General features: G+C 60.1%; 13 protein-coding genes and 1 pseudogene. 4 read left to right on the top strand and 10 right to left on the bottom strand.

All coding sequences use genetic code 11. The annotated features are described in order from the left end of the window. Positions 1 to 89: 89 nt before the first annotated feature. The 7 genes and pseudogenes from B472_RS11975 to B472_RS11945 all read right to left on the bottom strand — a co-directional run bounded on the left by B472_RS11975 (position 90) and on the right by B472_RS11945 (position 8,106). Positions 90 to 1,892, bottom strand: coding sequence for a TRAP transporter large permease subunit (locus tag B472_RS11975; protein ID WP_019427645.1), 1,803 nt, complete (start codon positions 1,890 to 1,892; stop codon positions 90 to 92). Next, positions 1,892 to 2,491, bottom strand: a complete 600-nt coding sequence (locus tag B472_RS11970; protein WP_026039678.1) for a TRAP transporter small permease subunit — start codon at positions 2,489 to 2,491, stop codon at positions 1,892 to 1,894. The genes B472_RS11975 and B472_RS11970 overlap by 1 nt, the downstream gene beginning before the upstream one ends. Positions 2,492 to 2,619: 128 nt before the next feature. Then, positions 2,620 to 3,744: a substrate-binding domain-containing protein gene (locus tag B472_RS11965; RefSeq protein WP_026039677.1), complete on the bottom strand. Its 1,125-nt coding sequence runs from the start codon at positions 3,742 to 3,744 to the stop codon at positions 2,620 to 2,622. A gap of 91 nt (positions 3,745 to 3,835) precedes the next feature. Further along, a pseudogene (locus B472_RS11960) lies at positions 3,836 to 4,915 on the bottom strand (TRAP transporter substrate-binding protein). 188 nt (positions 4,916 to 5,103) lie between these two features. Then, on the bottom strand, positions 5,104 to 6,951 hold the full coding sequence (gene dxs, locus B472_RS11955; protein WP_019427640.1) for a 1-deoxy-D-xylulose-5-phosphate synthase: 1,848 nt from the start codon (positions 6,949 to 6,951) through the stop codon (positions 5,104 to 5,106). Between the two features lies 1 nt (position 6,952). After that, a complete protein-coding gene (locus tag B472_RS11950) occupies positions 6,953 to 7,855 on the bottom strand; it encodes a polyprenyl synthetase family protein (protein WP_019427639.1) in 903 nt (300 codons plus the stop codon). Then, complete coding sequence (locus tag B472_RS11945; protein ID WP_019427638.1) at positions 7,852 to 8,106, bottom strand: exodeoxyribonuclease VII small subunit; 255 nt, start codon at positions 8,104 to 8,106, stop codon at positions 7,852 to 7,854. The genes B472_RS11950 and B472_RS11945 overlap by 4 nt, the downstream gene beginning before the upstream one ends. A 285-nt stretch (positions 8,107 to 8,391) precedes the next feature. On the opposite strand from B472_RS11945, the gene B472_RS11940 reads away from it, so the two are divergent. Genes B472_RS11940 through B472_RS11930 form a run of 3 tightly spaced genes read left to right on the top strand, consistent with a single transcriptional unit; the run spans position 8,392 to position 11,293 of the window. Further along, positions 8,392 to 9,519: an aromatic ring-hydroxylating dioxygenase subunit alpha gene (locus tag B472_RS11940; RefSeq protein WP_026039676.1), complete on the top strand. Its 1,128-nt coding sequence runs from the start codon at positions 8,392 to 8,394 to the stop codon at positions 9,517 to 9,519. A 13-nt stretch (positions 9,520 to 9,532) separates the two neighbouring features. Next, a complete protein-coding gene (locus B472_RS11935; RefSeq protein ID WP_019427636.1) occupies positions 9,533 to 10,420 on the top strand; it encodes a DMT family transporter in 888 nt (295 codons plus the stop codon). 15 nt (positions 10,421 to 10,435) lie between these two features. Then, positions 10,436 to 11,293, top strand: coding sequence for a sulfurtransferase (locus tag B472_RS11930; protein WP_019427635.1), 858 nt, complete (start codon positions 10,436 to 10,438; stop codon positions 11,291 to 11,293). Between the two features lie 2 nt (positions 11,294 to 11,295). Here B472_RS11930 and B472_RS11925 read toward each other — a convergent pair whose 3' ends face one another. Beyond that, on the bottom strand, positions 11,296 to 12,078 hold the full coding sequence (locus B472_RS11925) for a ZIP family metal transporter (RefSeq protein ID WP_026039675.1): 783 nt from the start codon (positions 12,076 to 12,078) through the stop codon (positions 11,296 to 11,298). A gap of 125 nt (positions 12,079 to 12,203) precedes the next feature. Then, complete coding sequence (locus tag B472_RS11920; RefSeq protein WP_081504985.1) at positions 12,204 to 13,085, bottom strand: dienelactone hydrolase family protein; 882 nt, start codon at positions 13,083 to 13,085, stop codon at positions 12,204 to 12,206. A gap of 104 nt (positions 13,086 to 13,189) precedes the next feature. On the opposite strand from B472_RS11920, the gene B472_RS11915 reads away from it, so the two are divergent. Continuing rightward, entirely contained in the window at positions 13,190 to 13,828 is a 639-nt protein-coding gene (locus tag B472_RS11915; protein ID WP_040506022.1) for a glutathione S-transferase N-terminal domain-containing protein, read from the top strand. A gap of 3 nt (positions 13,829 to 13,831) precedes the next feature. On the opposite strand, the gene polA is transcribed toward B472_RS11915, so the two are convergent. Continuing rightward, positions 13,832 to 16,672, bottom strand: coding sequence for a DNA polymerase I (gene polA / locus B472_RS11910; RefSeq protein WP_019427631.1), 2,841 nt, complete (start codon positions 16,670 to 16,672; stop codon positions 13,832 to 13,834). Positions 16,673 to 16,851: the final 179 nt, after the last annotated feature.

Below are 16,851 nucleotides of genomic sequence, written 5' to 3'. Positions count from 1 at the left end.
CATGAGGGGTGTCCACTATGAACAAGTTTGCATAGGCCATCGCCATGAAAAAAGCCCGGCGAACCGGGCTCTTCGTGGGGCGACAGGATTTACTTCTTGTTCGCCTTCATCTCGGCTTCCAAGGCCTTGGCGGGGTCCTCGGCCGGAGCGTCTGCAGCGGGCTTCATGTCGTCCATGTTGACTGCGTCGTCCTTGTCCTTGTCTTCGTCTTCACCTGCTTGGTTGAGCATTTGCTCGAATGCGGCATCGGCATCGATCTTGACACCCTCCTTGAGGCCACCTGTGACCAAATTGGGGAAGACGATGATGGCCGCCACCATGATCAACTGCAAAACAATGAACGCGATTGAGCCTTTGTAGATTTCAGAGGTCTTGACCGATGGAATGTTCTCCCCCGTGATGCGGTCCTTGTAATCGTTTTTGGGTGCCACGCTGCGCAAATAGAACAGGGCAAAGCCAAAGGGCGGCGTCAAGAACGAGGTCTGCAGGTTCATCGCCACGATCACACCAAACCAGATCATGGCCTGGTCTGCCGTCATACCGGGCACCAAACCGGGCAAGATTTTCTCAGCCACAGGGGCCAGGATTGGGATCACGATGAAGGCAATTTCAAAGAAATCGATGAAACAGCCCAAGATGAAAATCAGGATGTTCACCACGATCAAGAAACCGATCGCGCCACCAGGCATGTCCAAGAACAAGTGCTCAACCCAAATATGACCGTCGGCCGCATTGAAGGTGAAGCTGAAAACGGTGGAGCCGATCAAAATGAACAGCACAAACGACGCCAGCTTGGCTGTGTTTTCCAGCGCCTGGTTCATCAATTTCTTGTCCAGGCGCTTTCGGCTGATCGCCAAAATCAAGGCCCCCAAAGCACCCATCGCGCCGCCCTCTGTGGGTGTCGCGACGCCCAAGAAGATGGTGCCCAAGACCAAAAAGATCAGGATCAGGGGCGGCATCAGCACAAAGGTCACTTGCTCGGCCAAACGCGACAGCAAGCCCATGCCGGTGATCCGGTTCACAATGGCCAAGGCCAAAGCCACCAAGGACGCCACAGTCAGGGACATGATGACCATTTCATCGCCAGGTGACTCTTGGGTGCGGTCAAGCCAAGCGGTCATGATGGCGTCGTGGGACGAAGCCCATGAAAAACCAACCACCGTGCACACGATCAACAGGAACATCAAGGACACATGGCCTGATTTGCCATTGGCCTCGCGGTAGATGCGGGCCTCGGGCGGCAGGGCCGGCACCAAAGCCGGCTTGAAAATGGCCACCACCACGATGAACAAGATGTACAGACCCACCAGCATCAGGCCAGGCACCAAAGCACCGGCGTACATGTCACCCACGGAACGGCCCAATTGGTCGGCCAGCACAATCAACACCAAGGAAGGTGGGATGGCTTGCGCCAAGGTGCCCGAAGCCGTGATGGCCCCGGTGGCAATGACACGGCTGTAGCCGTAGCGCAACATGATGGGCAAAGAGATCAAGCCCATCGAGATCACGGCTGCAGCCACCACACCGGTGGTGGCTGCCAGCAAGGCACCCACCAAAATCACCGCGATGGCCACGCCACCGCGAACCGGACCAAACACCTGGCCCACTGTCTCAAGCAAGTCCTCGGCCATGCCGGATTTTTGCAAGATGATGCCCATGAAGGTGAAAAACGGAATGGCCAGCAAGGTGTCGTTTTGCATGATGCCAAAGATGCGCAGCGGCAAGGCCTGGAACAAAGAGGGCGGAAACAGCCCGGCCTCCATGCCAATGAAGCCAAAGCCCAAACCGCAAGCGGCCAGCGCGAAAGCCACCGGAAAACCGGTCAGCAGCAGCACAAACAAACCGGCAAACATGATGGGCACAAAGTTCTGTGCCAAAAAAGTCGCTTCCATCAACGTGCTCCCTGCGCTTGCAGCGCGATTTTTTCGAGTTCCAGCAGTTCTTTTTCTTCGTCCGACATGGTGTCTTCAGACGACAAGGGGTCTTCACCCGCGCCGGTCAAGAAAGAAAGACGCTTGATCAACTCGGACACGCCTTGGAGCATCAGCAAGCCAAAACCCAGGGGCACCAAGGCGTACACCGGCCAGCGGATCAGGCCGCCTGCATTGGAAGACATCTCGCCGCTGTTGAAGGCCTGCATGAACAAGGGCCAAGACAAATAAATGCACAAGAAACAAAACGGAAACAGCGCCAACACAATGCCGCCGACATCGATCCAGTTGCGGGCACGGGCGGACAACTTGCCAGAGATGAAGTCGATGCGCACATGGGCATTTTTGAGGAAGCCATAGCCAGCACCCAACAAGAACACGGCTGCAAACAGGTACCACTGGATTTCCAGCAGACCGTTTGAGCTGACATTGAACGCCTTACGGACAATGGCGTTGCCAGCGCTGATGAGCGTCACGATCAAGATCAGCCAGGTGGTGAATTTGCCCACCCCCTTGTTCAAACGGTCAATGCCGCTCGATAGTTTCAATAAAGATGACATCTGAACTCCAAAAAACTTGCGCGATTGTAAGTCTGTGTTGGTAGGTTCCGGGATCAAGCCCCAAAAACTCAGGTTGATATTTTTGACGCTCGGCATGAAGGCCGTTCAATCGGCCCAGCGGGCACCGGTCAAGCGGCTGCGCCGGACCTTGAAGACCTGAATTGCCACCAAGGCAGCATGCTGCGCAAAGACTGCACCTGGCCGGTCTGGGGTGTCGGGCTGTAGCCGCCCAGACCCTGCAGCCTGGCTTGCCAAGCCGAACTGCCCAGCAAGCGCCGCAGCTGCACCACGGGTGGGGTGTCGAGCGCCGAGGCCAAGCACACCAGCCAATAATGCTCTTGGTGCAGGGGCACAAAATCAAGGCCATGAACATGGGCGGCGTGGGCGATGCCCAGACCCACATCGGCCTGGCCCGCCGCGATGCGCGCGGCCACAGCAGCATGGGAGTTTTCCTCATGCCCATAACCCTGTAGCGCCGAGGCCAGCAGGCCTCTTTCTTGCAAAGATTGGTCCAACAACAAGCGGGTCCCGGTACCGGGGCTGCGGTTGACAAAGCGCACGCCCGTTTGGTAAAGGTCGGCCCAACCGTGCAAGCCCAGGGGGTTCCCCTTGGCGACCATCAGCCCCTGCGACCGCTGGGCAAAACCGATCAATTTGTGCTGACCCGTTTTGAGCAAGGGCTTGTAGGTCCGTGCAACCAAGGACTCGGCGTCAGGTTGCCAAGGGGCATGGAAACCTGCCACATGGCATCGCCCCTCGTTCAAGGCGCGGATCGCGTCCACGCTGCCGCAAAACCGCAAGTCCAAGTGCAAAGCGGTGGCTGCGGCCTCTTCGCGCAGCAAGTCCATGGCCGCGTCATGGCTGGCAAAGACCGGCAGGGCCAAGTGGGCAGGGTCAAATGCCACCGCAAATGTTTTTTCCAAGTCGGCATGCAAGGCACTGATTTGGGGCAAGAGCCGCGCCTGCGCTTGACGCTCTGCCCAGAGCAACTTGTCGGCAAAGCCTGTGAGCCGGGCCGCCTGGCCCTTTTCCCAAAGGATCAAGGGCTGGCCCAGCCGCTGCTCCCAGCGTTTGAGTTCACCCCAGACATGGCGGTAAGACAGGCCCATGGCCTTGGCCGCCCCGCCAATCGACCCGGCATCGCGCACCGCTTGCAACAAGTCCATGAGCGGGTTGCGCAGCGGACTTTGGCGGTTGCGCACCGGTTCAGCGCCCGGTATTGCCCATTGGTAAGAAAGCTCGATGTGTTGCATGGTGGCGAGTTTGCACGACAACGGGTGGAACCGTAGCGCCCCATGAAAAAAGGCCCCGAAGGGCCTTTTTTCATGCACGCATGCCTGCTGATTACAGCTTGGCCGCTTGCATGTAGCGATCGAAGGTGGCTTCCGTGAAACGGAACCACTGGTTTTGATCTCTGCGGAACGTGGAGTAGTCGTCGTAGATCTTTTTCCAGTTCGGGTTGGACTGGCGCAGCTCTTCGTACAGGGCCATGGACTGCTTGAAAGCCTCGTCCATCACCACCTTGGGGAAAGGCAAAAGCTTGACGCCACCGGCCACCAAGCGACGCAGCGCTGCGGGGTTGCGGTTGTCGTAACGCGCTTGCATTTCGGTGTGCGCATAAGACGCAGCAGCTTCCACGATGGCCTAGTTCTCTTTAGACAAGGCGTTGAAAGCGGTCTTGTTGATGTAGAAGTCCAGCTGTGCGCCGCCTTCCCAGAAGCCTGGGTAGTAGTAGTTTTTGGCCACTTTTTGGAAGCCAAGCTTCTCGTCATCGTATGGACCGACCCACTCGACGGCGTCGATCGTGCCTTTTTCCAGGGCTTGGTAAATCTCGCCGCCAGGGATGTTCTGTGGAACAGCGCCCATGCGGGTCAAAACCTTGCCAGCGAAACCGCCGACGCGGAACTTCAAGCCCTTGATGTCGTCCAAGGTCTTGATTTCTTTGCGGTACCAGCCACCCATTTGGGCGCCTGTGTTGCCGCCTGGGAAGTTCACGATGTTGTACTTGTCGTAGAACTCACGGAACAGCTTCATGCCGTTGCCGTCATAGAACCAGGAAGTGAGCTGGCGGCTGTTCAGACCAAAAGGAATGGCCGTGCCCAGGGCGAAGGTGTCGTCCTTGCCAAAGAAGTAGTAAGGGGCTGTGTGGGCAGCCTCAACGGTGCCTTGCTGAACGCCATCCACCACGCCAAAAGCAGGCATCAATTCGCCGGCAGCGTGCACGGTGACGACAAACTTGCCGCCAGACATGGCATTGACCTTTTCGGCAAACACTTCAGCGGCACCAAAAATGGTGTCCAAAGCTTTGGGGAAGCTGGAGGCGAGGCGCCAGCGAATGGCGGCCTGTGCTTGGACTGCAGGTGCAGCACCAGCAGCCAAAACGCCAGCAATGCCGGCGTTTTTAATGACGGAACGACGATCCATGAAGGACTCCTTGTTGAAAAAAAATGCACCCGACGATCAGGATTTTTGGAATTGTCGGATGCCGTATTGTAGGAATTCAAAATGCACAAAGACGTGCGGGTTTACCCTTTTTTAAATCATTAAATAAAAAGGGGTTTGGCAAAGCCAACAATCCCACGAAATTCAATCGAATCCGCTTGAAAACCGGCTTAATCGTTCCAACGTTGGCGCACAGATCGCTCGATGCCCACCGCATCCAAACCCTGCAAGGCCAGCAACTTGGCCGGGTCACCATGCTCGATGAACTCGTCTGGCAAACCCAGGTGCAACACGGGCCGGGTGATCTGCAATTGCTGCAAAGCCTCGGCCACGGCACTGCCTGCGCCGCCCATGGTGCAGCCCTCTTCCACCGTGACGATGCGCTCATGGGTTTGGGCGATTTGCTGGAGCAATTCCACATCAAGCGGCTTGACCCAGCGCATGTTGACCACCGTGGCGTTGAGCTGTTCAGCCGCCTGCAAAGCCGGGGCGAGCAAAGTGCCAAAGGCCAAGATGGCCACTTTTTCGCCCTGGCGGCGCACTTCGCCTTTGCCAAAGGGCAAGGTGTCCAGATCGCGCCCGGGCTCGGCGCCCACGCCCGAGCCGCGCGGGTAGCGCACCACCACCGGGTGGTTTTGCGCATAGGCCGTGCTGAGCAACTGGCGGCACTCGCGCTCGTCGGCCGGGCAGGCCAAGCTCATGTTGGGGATGCAGCGGATGTAAGCGATGTCGTAAACCCCGGCGTGGGTGGCGCCATCGGCGCCCACCAAACCCGCACGGTCCAAAGCAAATACCACCGGCAGGTTTTGCAAGGCCACGTCGTGGATCAGCTGGTCGTAGCCGCGCTGCAAGAAAGTGGAGTAAATGGCCACCACAGGCTTCAGGCCCTCGCAGGCCATGCCGGCGGCAAAGGTCACGGCATGCTGCTCGGCAATGCCCACGTCGAAATAACGCTTGGGGAAACGCTGGTGAAACGCCACCATGCCCGAGCCCTCGCGCATGGCGGGCGTGATGCCGACCAAGCGCATGTCTTTGTCGGCCATGTCGCACAGCCACTGGCCAAACACCTGGGTGAAGGTGGTTTTGGCGGGCGTGGCCGCAGGCACCAGGCCCACATTCGGGTCGAACTTGCCGGGGCCGTGATAAGCCACCGGGTCGGCTTCGGCCTTTTCATAGCCTTGGCCTTTTTTGGTGACCACATGCAAAAACTGCGGGCCGTCCAGGTTTTTGATGTTCTCCAGCGTCGGGATCAGCGACTCCAAGTCGTGCCCGTCGATCGGGCCGATGTAGTTGAAGCCGAATTTTTCAAACAAAGTGGCGGGCACCACCATGCCTTTGGCGGTTTCTTCCAAGCGCTTGGCCAGTTCAAACAGGGGCGGTGCGTTTTTGAGCACATTCTTCGCCCCGGCCTTGGCCGCCGAATAAAAACGCCCGCTCATCAGTTGGGCCAAATAACGGTTGAGCGCACCCACGGGCGGGCTGATCGACATGTCGTTGTCGTTCAGGATCACCAGCAGCCTGCATTCTTCGACGCCCGCGTTGTTCAGGGCTTCAAAGGCCATGCCCGCGGTCATGGCGCCGTCGCCAATCACCGCGATCGCGTGGCGCGACTCGCCTTTTTGGCGTGCGGCCACGGCCATGCCCAAAGCGGCCGAAATGCTGGTGGACGAGTGCGCCGTGCCAAAGGTGTCGTATTCGCTCTCGTCGCGGCGCGGAAAGCCAGAAAGGCCGCCGAACTGGCGCAGCGTGGGCATGCGGTCACGACGCCCCGTCAGGATTTTGTGCGGGTAAGTCTGGTGGCCCACGTCCCAAACGATGCGGTCTTCGGGGGTGTTGAACACATAGTGCAAGGCCACCGTGAGCTCCACGGTGCCCAGGTTGGAACTGAGGTGCCCGCCGGTCTTGGAGACGTTGTCAAGGACGCAATGGCGCAGTTCGTCGGCCAACTGGGGCAGGTCGGTGCGCTGCAAACGGCGCAGATCGGCCGGGGAGTCGATGTTCTTGAGCAAATCGGTCATGTCAGTTGTTTCTTTCTACCACCATGGCGGTCAGAGCACGCAGAGCGGCCAAACGGTCATCGGGCAATCCGGTATCGGCCAAGGCCTGCATGGCCTGAGCGGCCAAGGCATCGGCAAAAGCTTTGGCCGCGTCCAGTCCCATCAGGGCCACATACGTGGGTTTGTCGGCCGCTTCGTCTTTGCCTGCAGTCTTGCCCAAGGTGGTCGAATCGGCCGTCACGTCCAAGACATCGTCCACCACCTGAAAGGCCAGGCCCAAAGCTTCTCCAAAGCGCTTGAGCGCCTCTTGCACCGATGCAGAAACGCTGGGCACGCAGGCCGCGCCCATCTGCACGCTGCACAGCAGCAGCGCCCCGGTTTTGAGGCGGTGCATCTGGCGCAGCTGGTCTTCAGTCAGGCGCTGGCCCACGCTGGCCAAGTCAATGGCTTGGCCTCCGGCCATGCCCTGGTAACCCGAAGCCCGCGCCAACAAACCCACGCAAGCGGCTTGCACCGCAACAGGCACGCTGGCGTCCTGAGGGGTTAAAAACTCAAAAGCCAGGGTTTGCAAGGCATCACCTGCCAGCAAGGCCTGGGCTTGACCAAACTGCACATGCACCGTGGGTTTGCCGCGCCGCAATACATCGTTGTCCATGCACGGCATGTCGTCGTGCACCAATGAATAAGCGTGGATCAGCTCGATGGCGCAGGCAGCCTTGAGGGCTGCGGGGCTGCTGCTCACAACGCCCACCGCTTCGGCCGTGGCCAGCACCAGCAGGGGGCGCAATCGCTTGCCGCCATCCAGCACGGCATAGCGCATGGCTGCACCCAAATCGGCGGGTGAATGGTGCGCGATGCCCGACGACAAGGCCTGTTCCACGCGGTCCAGATGCGGCAGCATCCAGGCTTTCAAGTCCAGGCTCATGCACCGCTCCAGGGTTTGAGTTGTCCGCCGTCCAGCACCTGAATCTGGTCTTCGACGGCTTTGAGTTTGTCACGGCAAAAGGCCAGCAAAGCAGCGCCACGCTGGTAACCGGTCAGGAGCTGGTCCAAGGGCATCTGGCCCGATTCGAGCTGGGCCACCAAAGTCTCCAATTCCACCAAAGCCGCTTCGTAACTGAGCGGCAAAGGCGCAGCAGCGGTGTCGGCGGTGTCGAGGGGAGCGGCCTTGGGCATGGGGTATTCCGAGAAAAAACCAGATTTTAGGCCTTAAGCCATGACTTGGCTGACAGTTGGCCATGTCAACTCCACAAGACGCGACAGGTCCTGGCAAGTTTCACCGACGGCCAATGGGGTCCAAGCGCTCAAGAAGCAGCAGGCTCGCCCATCCATTCAACGTGGCACAGGGTAGAATCGTGGCTCATCGGCAGGGATTCCCTGTCATTTTTTTGCGCCGTTTTCCTTGAATTCAGCGCTTTGTCCCTGCCCCTTCATAGGGGGAGTCTCTAGGTCAGGTCACCCATGTCTGATTTAAGTCTTCAACTGCAGCAGGCCGCAAGCCAACTACCAGTTTCCACTTATTTCGATGAGGCGCTGTTTCAGCGCGAATTGAACACGCTCTTTCGGCAAGGCCCCCGGTATGTGGGCCACCAGCTGGCGGTGCCCCACCCGGGCGACTACTGCGCCCTGCCCCACGAGGCCGAAGGCCGCGCTTTGGTGCGCAACGCCCAGGGCGGGGTCGAACTCGTCTCCAATGTCTGCCGCCACCGGCAAGCCATCATGCTGAACGGTCGTGGCAATTTGCAAACCCAGCAAAAAGGCAGCGCAGGCGGCAACATCGTCTGCCCGCTGCACCGCTGGACCTACGCGCCGGACGGCCAATTGCTCGGCGCTCCGCACTTTGCCCAAGACCCCTGCCTGAACCTGAACAACTACAAGTTGCAGGAATGGAACGGCCTGCTCTTTGAAGACAATGGCCGCGACATCGCCGCCGATCTGGCGGGCATGGGCCCCAGATCGCAGCTGAGTTTTGATGGCTATGCGCTTGACCGGGTCGAGCTGCACGAATGCCACTACAACTGGAAGACCTTCATCGAGGTTTACCTTGAGGACTACCACGTCGGCCCCTTCCACCCGGGTCTGGGCCAGTTTGTCACCTGCGACGAGCTGAGCTGGGAGTTCAAGGAACACTTCTCGGTGCAGACCGTGGGTGTGTCGAGCGGCTTTGGCAAGCCCGGCTCGGAGACCTACAAAAAATGGCACGAGGTGCTGCTCAAATACCGCAACGGCCAACTGCCCGATCGCGGCGCGATCTGGCTGACCTACTACCCGCACATCATGGTCGAGTGGTACCCCCATGTGCTCACGGTGTCGACCCTGCACCCGATCAGCCCCCACAAAACCCTGAACATGGTGGAGTTCTACTACCCCGAGGAAATCGTGGCCTTTGAGCGCGAATTCGTCGAGGCCCAGCAAGCCGCCTACATGGAAACCTGCCTCGAGGACGACGAGATCGCCGAACGCATGGATGCGGGTCGCAAAGCACTGCTGGCGCGCGGTGACAACGAAGTCGGCCCCTACCAAAGCCCCATGGAAGACGGCATGCAGCACTTTCACGAGTGGTACCGCCGCCAGATGAGCGCCCTCTGAAGCGAAGGCGACGATGCAAGCCTCTTGGATGATCCTGGCATCCTTGTTCTTCTCGCTGATGGGGGTTTGCATCAAATACGCATCGGCCCACTTCCAGACTTCCGAACTGGTTTTTTTCAGGGGTCTGATCGGCGTGTTGTTCATGGCCAGCTTTTGCAAAATGCAAGGTGTCCCTTTGCGCACCCCGATTCCCATGATGCATGTCTGGCGTTCGGTGGTGGGGGTCACTTCACTGGCCGCCTGGTTTTATGCCATTGCCCACTTGCCGTTGGCCACCGCCATGACGCTCAATTACATGAGCGGCATCTGGGTGGCGGTTTTTCTGGTGGGTGGCACCCTGGTCATGGGCAAACTGCAAGAGGCGACCCGGCAAGGGCCCATCGTGCTGACGGTGATCGCCGGTTTTGGCGGTGTCATCTTGTTGCTGCGCCCCACCATCGAACAAGACCAGTTGTTTGCCGGCCTCGTCGGTCTGCTCTCGGGCCTGATCGCTGCTTTGGCCTACATCCAGGTCGCGGCGCTGGGGAAGCTCAACGAACCCGAAGCGCGCACGGTGTTTTATTTCTCGATCGGCACCGCTGTGGTGGGCGCCGCACTCATGCTGGTCACCGGTGTGAGCCCATGGGTTTGGCCCAGCGTGTTGTGGTTGCTGCCCATTGGTGTGCTGGCCGCACTGGGGCAGTTGTGCATGACCAACGCCTACAGCCGGGGCTCGACCCTGGTGGTGGCCAACCTGCAGTATTCGGGCATTGTCTTTGGTGCCTTGTTTGGCCTGATGCTGTTTGGCGACCAAATCCCGCTCATGGGCTGGGTGGGCATGGCCCTCATCATGGCCAGCGGTATCGCCTCCACCGTGCTGCGCAACCGTACACTGCCCAGTGCCCCCGCTGAAGACCATTGAACCTTGGAGACCCCCATGCACACCCTGCTGATCACCCCCCACCAATTGCAAAGCCTGCTGGCGCAAGGCACCCCCTGCGCCATTTTCGACTGCAGCTTTGACCTGATGAAGCCCGAGTTGGCGGGTGGCTTTTTTGCAGACGAGCGCATCGCAGGTGCCTTGCCCGCCAACCTGGACAAAAACCTGAGCACGCACACGCCCGGGGCAGGTGTCAACGCTGGACGCCACCCCTTGCCGCACCGGGAAGCCGTGGCCCAATGGCTGGGCAGTCTGGGCGTTCACAACGGCATGCAGATCGTGGTGTACGACCGCAACAAAAGCGCTTACTGCGGTCGCTTGTGGTGGATGCTCAAATGGTTGGGCCACGAGGCTGTGGCTGTGCTGGACGGCGGCTTGCAAGCCTGGAAAGACGCCGGCGGGGCCACCGAATCAGGCCCTTTCTCGCCCCCTGCGTCTGCTGCATTTGAGTTGAAAGCACCGCTGCGCCAGTTGGTGCTGACCTCAGAGGTGTCAGCGGCCTTGGGCAGACCCGATCAAACCATCATCGATGCCAGAGCCGGGGCGCGTTTCAGGGGTGAGATGGAGCCGCTCGACCCGGTCGCGGGCCACATTCCCGGCGCCTTGAACCGGCCCTACACCGAGAACTTTGACGCAGACGGTCACTTCAAATCCCCAGAGTTGCTCCGCGCCGAGTGGTCCCAAGTGCTCGCCGGCCGAACGCCCAACAGCGTGGTGCACCACTGCGGTTCTGGTGTGACGGCTGTGCCCAATGTGATGGCCATGGAAATGGCCGGTTTGGGCGTCACTGCGCTGTATGCAGGCAGTTGGAGCGAGTGGTGCAACACACCGGGCTTGCCCTGCGCCAAGGGCTAAGTTCAGTGCTGGTGACCTGTCAAAGCACTCACCAGCAGCACCATGCCGATGCCCACGCCCAACCAGAGGATCTGGGCCGCTGTCTCGCGGGCTGACAGTCGCTTTTGCAGCTGCGGAATCAGGTCGGCCAAAGCCACATAAATAAAGCTGCTGCTGGCGACCACCAAAAAGAAGGGCAAGCCCTCGCGCAAGGCGTCCACCAGCACAAAGCCCACAGCACCACCCAAAGCAGTGATGGCGCCGGCCATCGACACCTTGACGATGGCAGCGCGGCGGCTGCTGCTGCCCTGCCGCAAAACGGCCAAGTCGCCCATGTGGTGAGGAATCTCATGGGCCAACACCGCCAGCGCAGCGATCATGCCCAGGTGCATGTCGGCCATGAAGGCCGAGGCAATCAAAATGCCGTCTCCAAAGCAATGCACACTGTCCCCGGCCAATATGGCCCATTGGCCCTTTGGCGTGTCTGAATGGCCGTGGTGATGCCCATGAGCGTGATCGTGCCCATGTCCATGCTCGTGTCCGTGGTGCCACAACTCGGCCTTGTCGAGCAAAAAGAAGAACACCAAACCCACCAGCAAAGTCAAAAAGAGTTCGTGTGGGCCCACGCCGCTCTCAAAAGCCTCTGGCAATAAATGCAAGAAAGAGGTGGCCATCAAGGCCCCGGCGGCCAAACTCAACATGTGCTGGGTGTAGCGGCTCAAGACGCCAAAACTCAACCATGCCGCCACCCAAACGCTGCCAATGCCAGCTACCAAAGTGCCCACCAATATCGCCAATAAAGTCATCATGTTTCCCGGGGTGCTCTGCACCCCAAAACAAACCGCCCCTGTGGGCGGTTTTACCAAACTCGCGCCCCAATGGGCGGTTTGAAAGAACTCACGCCCCGAAGGGCGTTTTCAGCATTCACACATCACGCCACACCGAAGCGTTTGAACCAAGCCAACATGCGCTGCCACCCATCGTCTGCTGCAGGCTTGCGGTAGCTGGAACGGTAGTCGGCATGAAAAGCATGTGGCGCATCAGGATAAACCACAAATTCACTGGCCTTGGCAGCTGCCGGCCCTTTGACCAGTTCGGCTTTCATTTTATCCACCGTCTCCAGGGGTATGCCTGTGTCTGCACCGCCATACAAACCCAGCACTGGCGCCTTCAAACTGCCCGCCAATGCCAGTGGGTGCCTCGGGGTCTGAGGTGTGGTGTTGCCCACCAAGCGACCGTACCAAGCCACGCCAGCCTTGAGCCTGGGTTGGTGAGCGGCATACAGCCAGGTGATGCGCCCGCCCCAACAAAAGCCGGTGATGGCCAATTTGTCGGCATTGCCGCCATTGGCCGCGGCCCAGGCAACGGCCGCATCCAGGTCACCCATGACCTGTTCGTCGGGCACTTTGGCGATGATTTCGGACTGGAGTTTGGCCAATTCACCGTATTCACTGGGGTCCCCTTGGCGCACAAAGAGTTCGGGGGCAATGGCCAGATAGCCCGCTTGCGCGAGGCGGTGGGTGGTGTCCGCGATGTACTCGTGCACACCGAAAATTTCAGAAATCACCAAGACCACTGGCAAGTCTTTCTTGCCCGCCGGCGCAGCCCGGTAAGCCGGCATCTTGAAGCCCTTGACGTCAATGGTCACCTCCCCCGCAACCAAGCCTGTGGAGGGCGTCTTGATGGCCGTTTGGGCCATGATGGGGGCAGCCGCTGCGGCATAGCCCACGCCCAATGCGGCTTTCAAAGCCACTCGGCGGGTGGTGCCACTGGCGTCCACCCGACCTCCCAAAAGGGCTTGTGCATCGTTCATCAGGTCGTTGTTCAAGGCAGGTCTCCAGGTCCAGATATCAGAGGACGCTGATCTTGACACAGGCGCCTATGGTTTGCACGCGCTTGGCGATTTAAACTGCCGGCATGCCCCCGACTTTGCCCGTTCTCTATTCATTTCGCCGTTGCCCTTACGCCATGCGGGCACGCTTGGCGCTGCAGGTCAGTGGCATCGATTTTGAACACCGAGAAGTGGTTTTGAAACACAAACCGGTCCACCTGCTGGCCCTGTCGCCCAAAGGGACGGTGCCGGTTTTGTGGCTGCGCGGCCCAGACGGTGAAAAGGTGCTGGAACAAAGTCTGGACATCATGCTGTGGGCCCTGCGCCAGCACGACCCGCTGGGCTGGTTGCCAAGCGCAGATGCGGACATGGCCGATGCGCTGGATTTGATCGCGCACAACGACGGACCTTTCAAGCAGCAACTGGACCGCTACAAATACCCCAACAGATCGGGCTTGCAGAGCGGCCTTGCTGACCGCGATGCGGCGGCGCTTTGGTTACACAAGCTGGATGGACGGCTTCGCGCCCAGCCTTTTTTGGCGGGCGAGCACTTCGGTTTGGCTGATGCGGGCGTGGCCCCCTTTGTGCGGCAATTCGCCCACACCGACCCGGCATGGTTTGCAGCGCAGCCCTGGGCTGCCTTGGCCACTTGGCTGGCCGCTTTTGAGGGATCTGCGCTGTTTGAGGCCATCATGCACAAGCACACGCCTTGGCAAGCCACTTGACGCTCAGTGCGCCTGCTCCCAATTCGGGCCAAAGCCAACCTCGGCCAACAAAGGCACTTTCAAATTGGCCACGCTGGCCATGATGCGCGGGATCTCGGTGCGCACCCATTCCACCTCAGCCTGTGGCACCTCGAACACCAGTTCATCGTGCACCTGCATGATGACCTGGGTCGCCTTGCCTTGTTCGTCCAGCGCTTTTTGCACCGCGACCATGCTCAGCTTGATCAGGTCGGCGGCCGTCCCCTGCATGGGTGCGTTGATGGCGGCGCGTTCGGCTCCGGCGCGACGCGGGCCGTTGGGGCTGTTGATCTCGGGCAGCATCAGGCGGCGGCCAAACACCGTCTCGACATAGCCCTGCGCCTTGGCCTGTTCGCGCGTGGCGTCCATGTAGTGCTTGACGCCTGCAAAGCGCTCAAAATAACGGGTGATGTAATTTTTGGCGGCGGTGTTGTCAATGCCCAGCGCCTTGGCCAGACCAAACGCGCTCATGCCATAAATCAGGCCGAAATTGATGGTCTTGGCGTAACGGCGCTGCTCGCTGCTGACGGTGTCGGGGGTCGCGCCAAACACTTCGGCGGCTGTGGCTTTGTGCACATCCAGGCCTTCGTGAAAGGCCTTGAGCAAGGCCGGGTCGTCGCTGAGGTGCGCCATGATGCGCAGCTCAATCTGGCTGTAGTCAGCACTCGCGATCACGCAACCCGAAGGTGCCACAAAGGCCTCGCGCACTTTGCGCCCCTCCGTCGTGCGCACAGGGATGTTTTGCAGGTTCGGCTCGTTGCTCGACAAACGGCCTGTGACCGCCACGGCTTGGGCGTAATGCGTGTGCACCCGGCCCGTGCGCGGCAAGGCCAGTTGCGCCAACTTGTCGGTGTAAGTGCCCTTGAGCTTGGACAGGCTGCGGTGCTCCAGGATGCGGGCGGGCAGCGGGTAGTCTTCGGCCAATTTTTCCAGCACCTCTTCATCGGTGCTGCGTGCGCCAGTTGCGGTTTTCTTGATGACCGGCAGGCCCAGCTTGTCAAAAAAGATCTCGCCCAGTTGCTTGGGGCTGGCCAGGTTGAAGGGCTGGCCGGCGATGTCGTAGGCCTCGGTTTCGAGTTGCACGATGCGCTCACCCAGCGCTTGGCTTTGCGTCGCCAGCGTGGGCGCGTCGATCAGCACGCCATTGCGTTCGATGCGGTACAGCGCTTCACTGGTTTGAATCTCCAACTCGTAAACGTACTTGAGACCCGCATGCGCTTGGAGCTGCGGCCACAAAGCCAGATGCACGTCCAGGCACTGGTCCGAGTCTTCGCACGAATAGTGCGCCGCCTTGTCCACGTCCACCTGCGCGAACGGGATCTGGTGGGCGCCTTTGCCGCACAGGTCTTCGTAAGTCACGCCCTTGCGGCCCACATGCCGCTCGGCCAAGCTGGACAGGCCATGCGGCTTGTGCACTTCCAGCACATAGCTCTCCAGCATGGTGTCGTGCGCGTAGCCCTGCACCTCGATGCCGTGGTTGGCGAACACATGGCGGTCGTATTTGATGTTCTGGCCCAGCTTGTGGCGGGCCGGGTTTTCCAGCCAGGGCTTGAGTTTGGCCAACACCTGTGCCAAAGGCAGCTGCTCGGGCGCAGCCGGGCCGTTGTGGGCCAGTGGAATGTAGGCCGCCTCGCCGGGCTTGACGCTCAGCGAGATGCCCACGATCTCGGCACGCATGGCATCGAGCGAGGTGGTTTCGGTGTCAATGGCCGTGAGCGGGGATTGCTCGATGCGGGCGAGCCACTGGTCGAACAGCGCCCAATCGAGCACCGTGTCGTATTTCAAATCACCCTGCACGGCGCTGGCGGCGGTGTCGAGCACAGGGGCAGCTGCAGGTTCCTCGTCAGGTGCCGATCCAAACAAATCCCCCATGCCCGTGTCTTTGGGCTTGACCGCTTTGGCCTTGGCCACAGGCGCAGGCACGGTCCCGCCCAGCGACTGCACCAGACCCTTGAAACCATAGGTTTGATAGAAATTCAGCAACTTGTCCTTGTCGGGCGCGTGCAGGTGCAAGCTGGCCAGCGACGGTAAATCGGGTACCCAGCCCATCAGGTCGCAATCGGTTTTCATGGACACCAGAGCACGACCCTTGGGCAGCCAATCCACCGCTTGCCGAAGGTTCTCGCCCGCCACGCCTTTGATGTCGTGGGCGTTTTCCATCAGCTTGTCGAGCGAGCCGTATTCCATCAGCCACTTGGCGGCCGTCTTGGGGCCCACCTTGGCCACGCCCGGCACGTTGTCCACCGTGTCGCCCACCAAAGTCTGGTAGTCGATCATGAGCGAAGGCGGCACGCCAAACTCGGCCGTCACGCCCGCCACATCGCGCACCTTGCCGTTCATGGTGTCGATGATGGTGATGTGCTCGTTCACCAATTGGCTCAAATCCTTGTCGCCGCTGGACACGGTCACGGTGATGCCCTGCTGCGCGGCCACATGGGCCAGCGTGGCAATCACGTCGTCGGCCTCCACGCCGGGCACGTCCAGCACGGTCCAGCCCATCAGGCGCACCAACTCGTGGATGGGCTCGATTTGGCTGCGCAAATCGTCGGGCATGGGGCTGCGGTTGGCCTTGTACTCGGGGTACAGCGCGTCACGGAAGGTCGGGCCTTTGGCGTCGAACACGCAGGCGGCATAGACGGCGGGCACGTCTTTGCGCAGCCGCTCCATCATGTTGATCATGCCGCGAATGGCGCCGGTGGCGGCACTCGTCGGGTCGCCGGGCACGGCCCGCAGGTCGGGCATGGCGTGAAAGGCTCGGTACAGGTAGCTGGAGCCGTCGACCAGCAAGAGGGTTGGTTTGGGTGTTTCGGAGGTGTTTTCGCTCATCCCCTGATTGTGTACCGGGTTGCCCCCAAAATGACCGAGAAGAATTGGGGGCTGGGCCTGTGTCAGGGTGATGAGGCCAAGCGAAGCGCCCATGAGCTCTGACGAATCTCCAGATGGTGTGCGGGGCCTGCGCTGAGGCGATGTGGCAAAGCGAAGCGCCTCTGAGCCTCGGCGCAGGC

The organism is Limnohabitans sp. Rim28, assembly GCF_000293865.2.
In the GTDB taxonomy this organism is placed as follows: Bacteria; Pseudomonadota; Gammaproteobacteria; order Burkholderiales; family Burkholderiaceae_C; genus Limnohabitans_A.
Note: the sequence above shows the minus strand (reverse complement) of the source record. Positions and strands in the feature narration are given on the sequence as shown.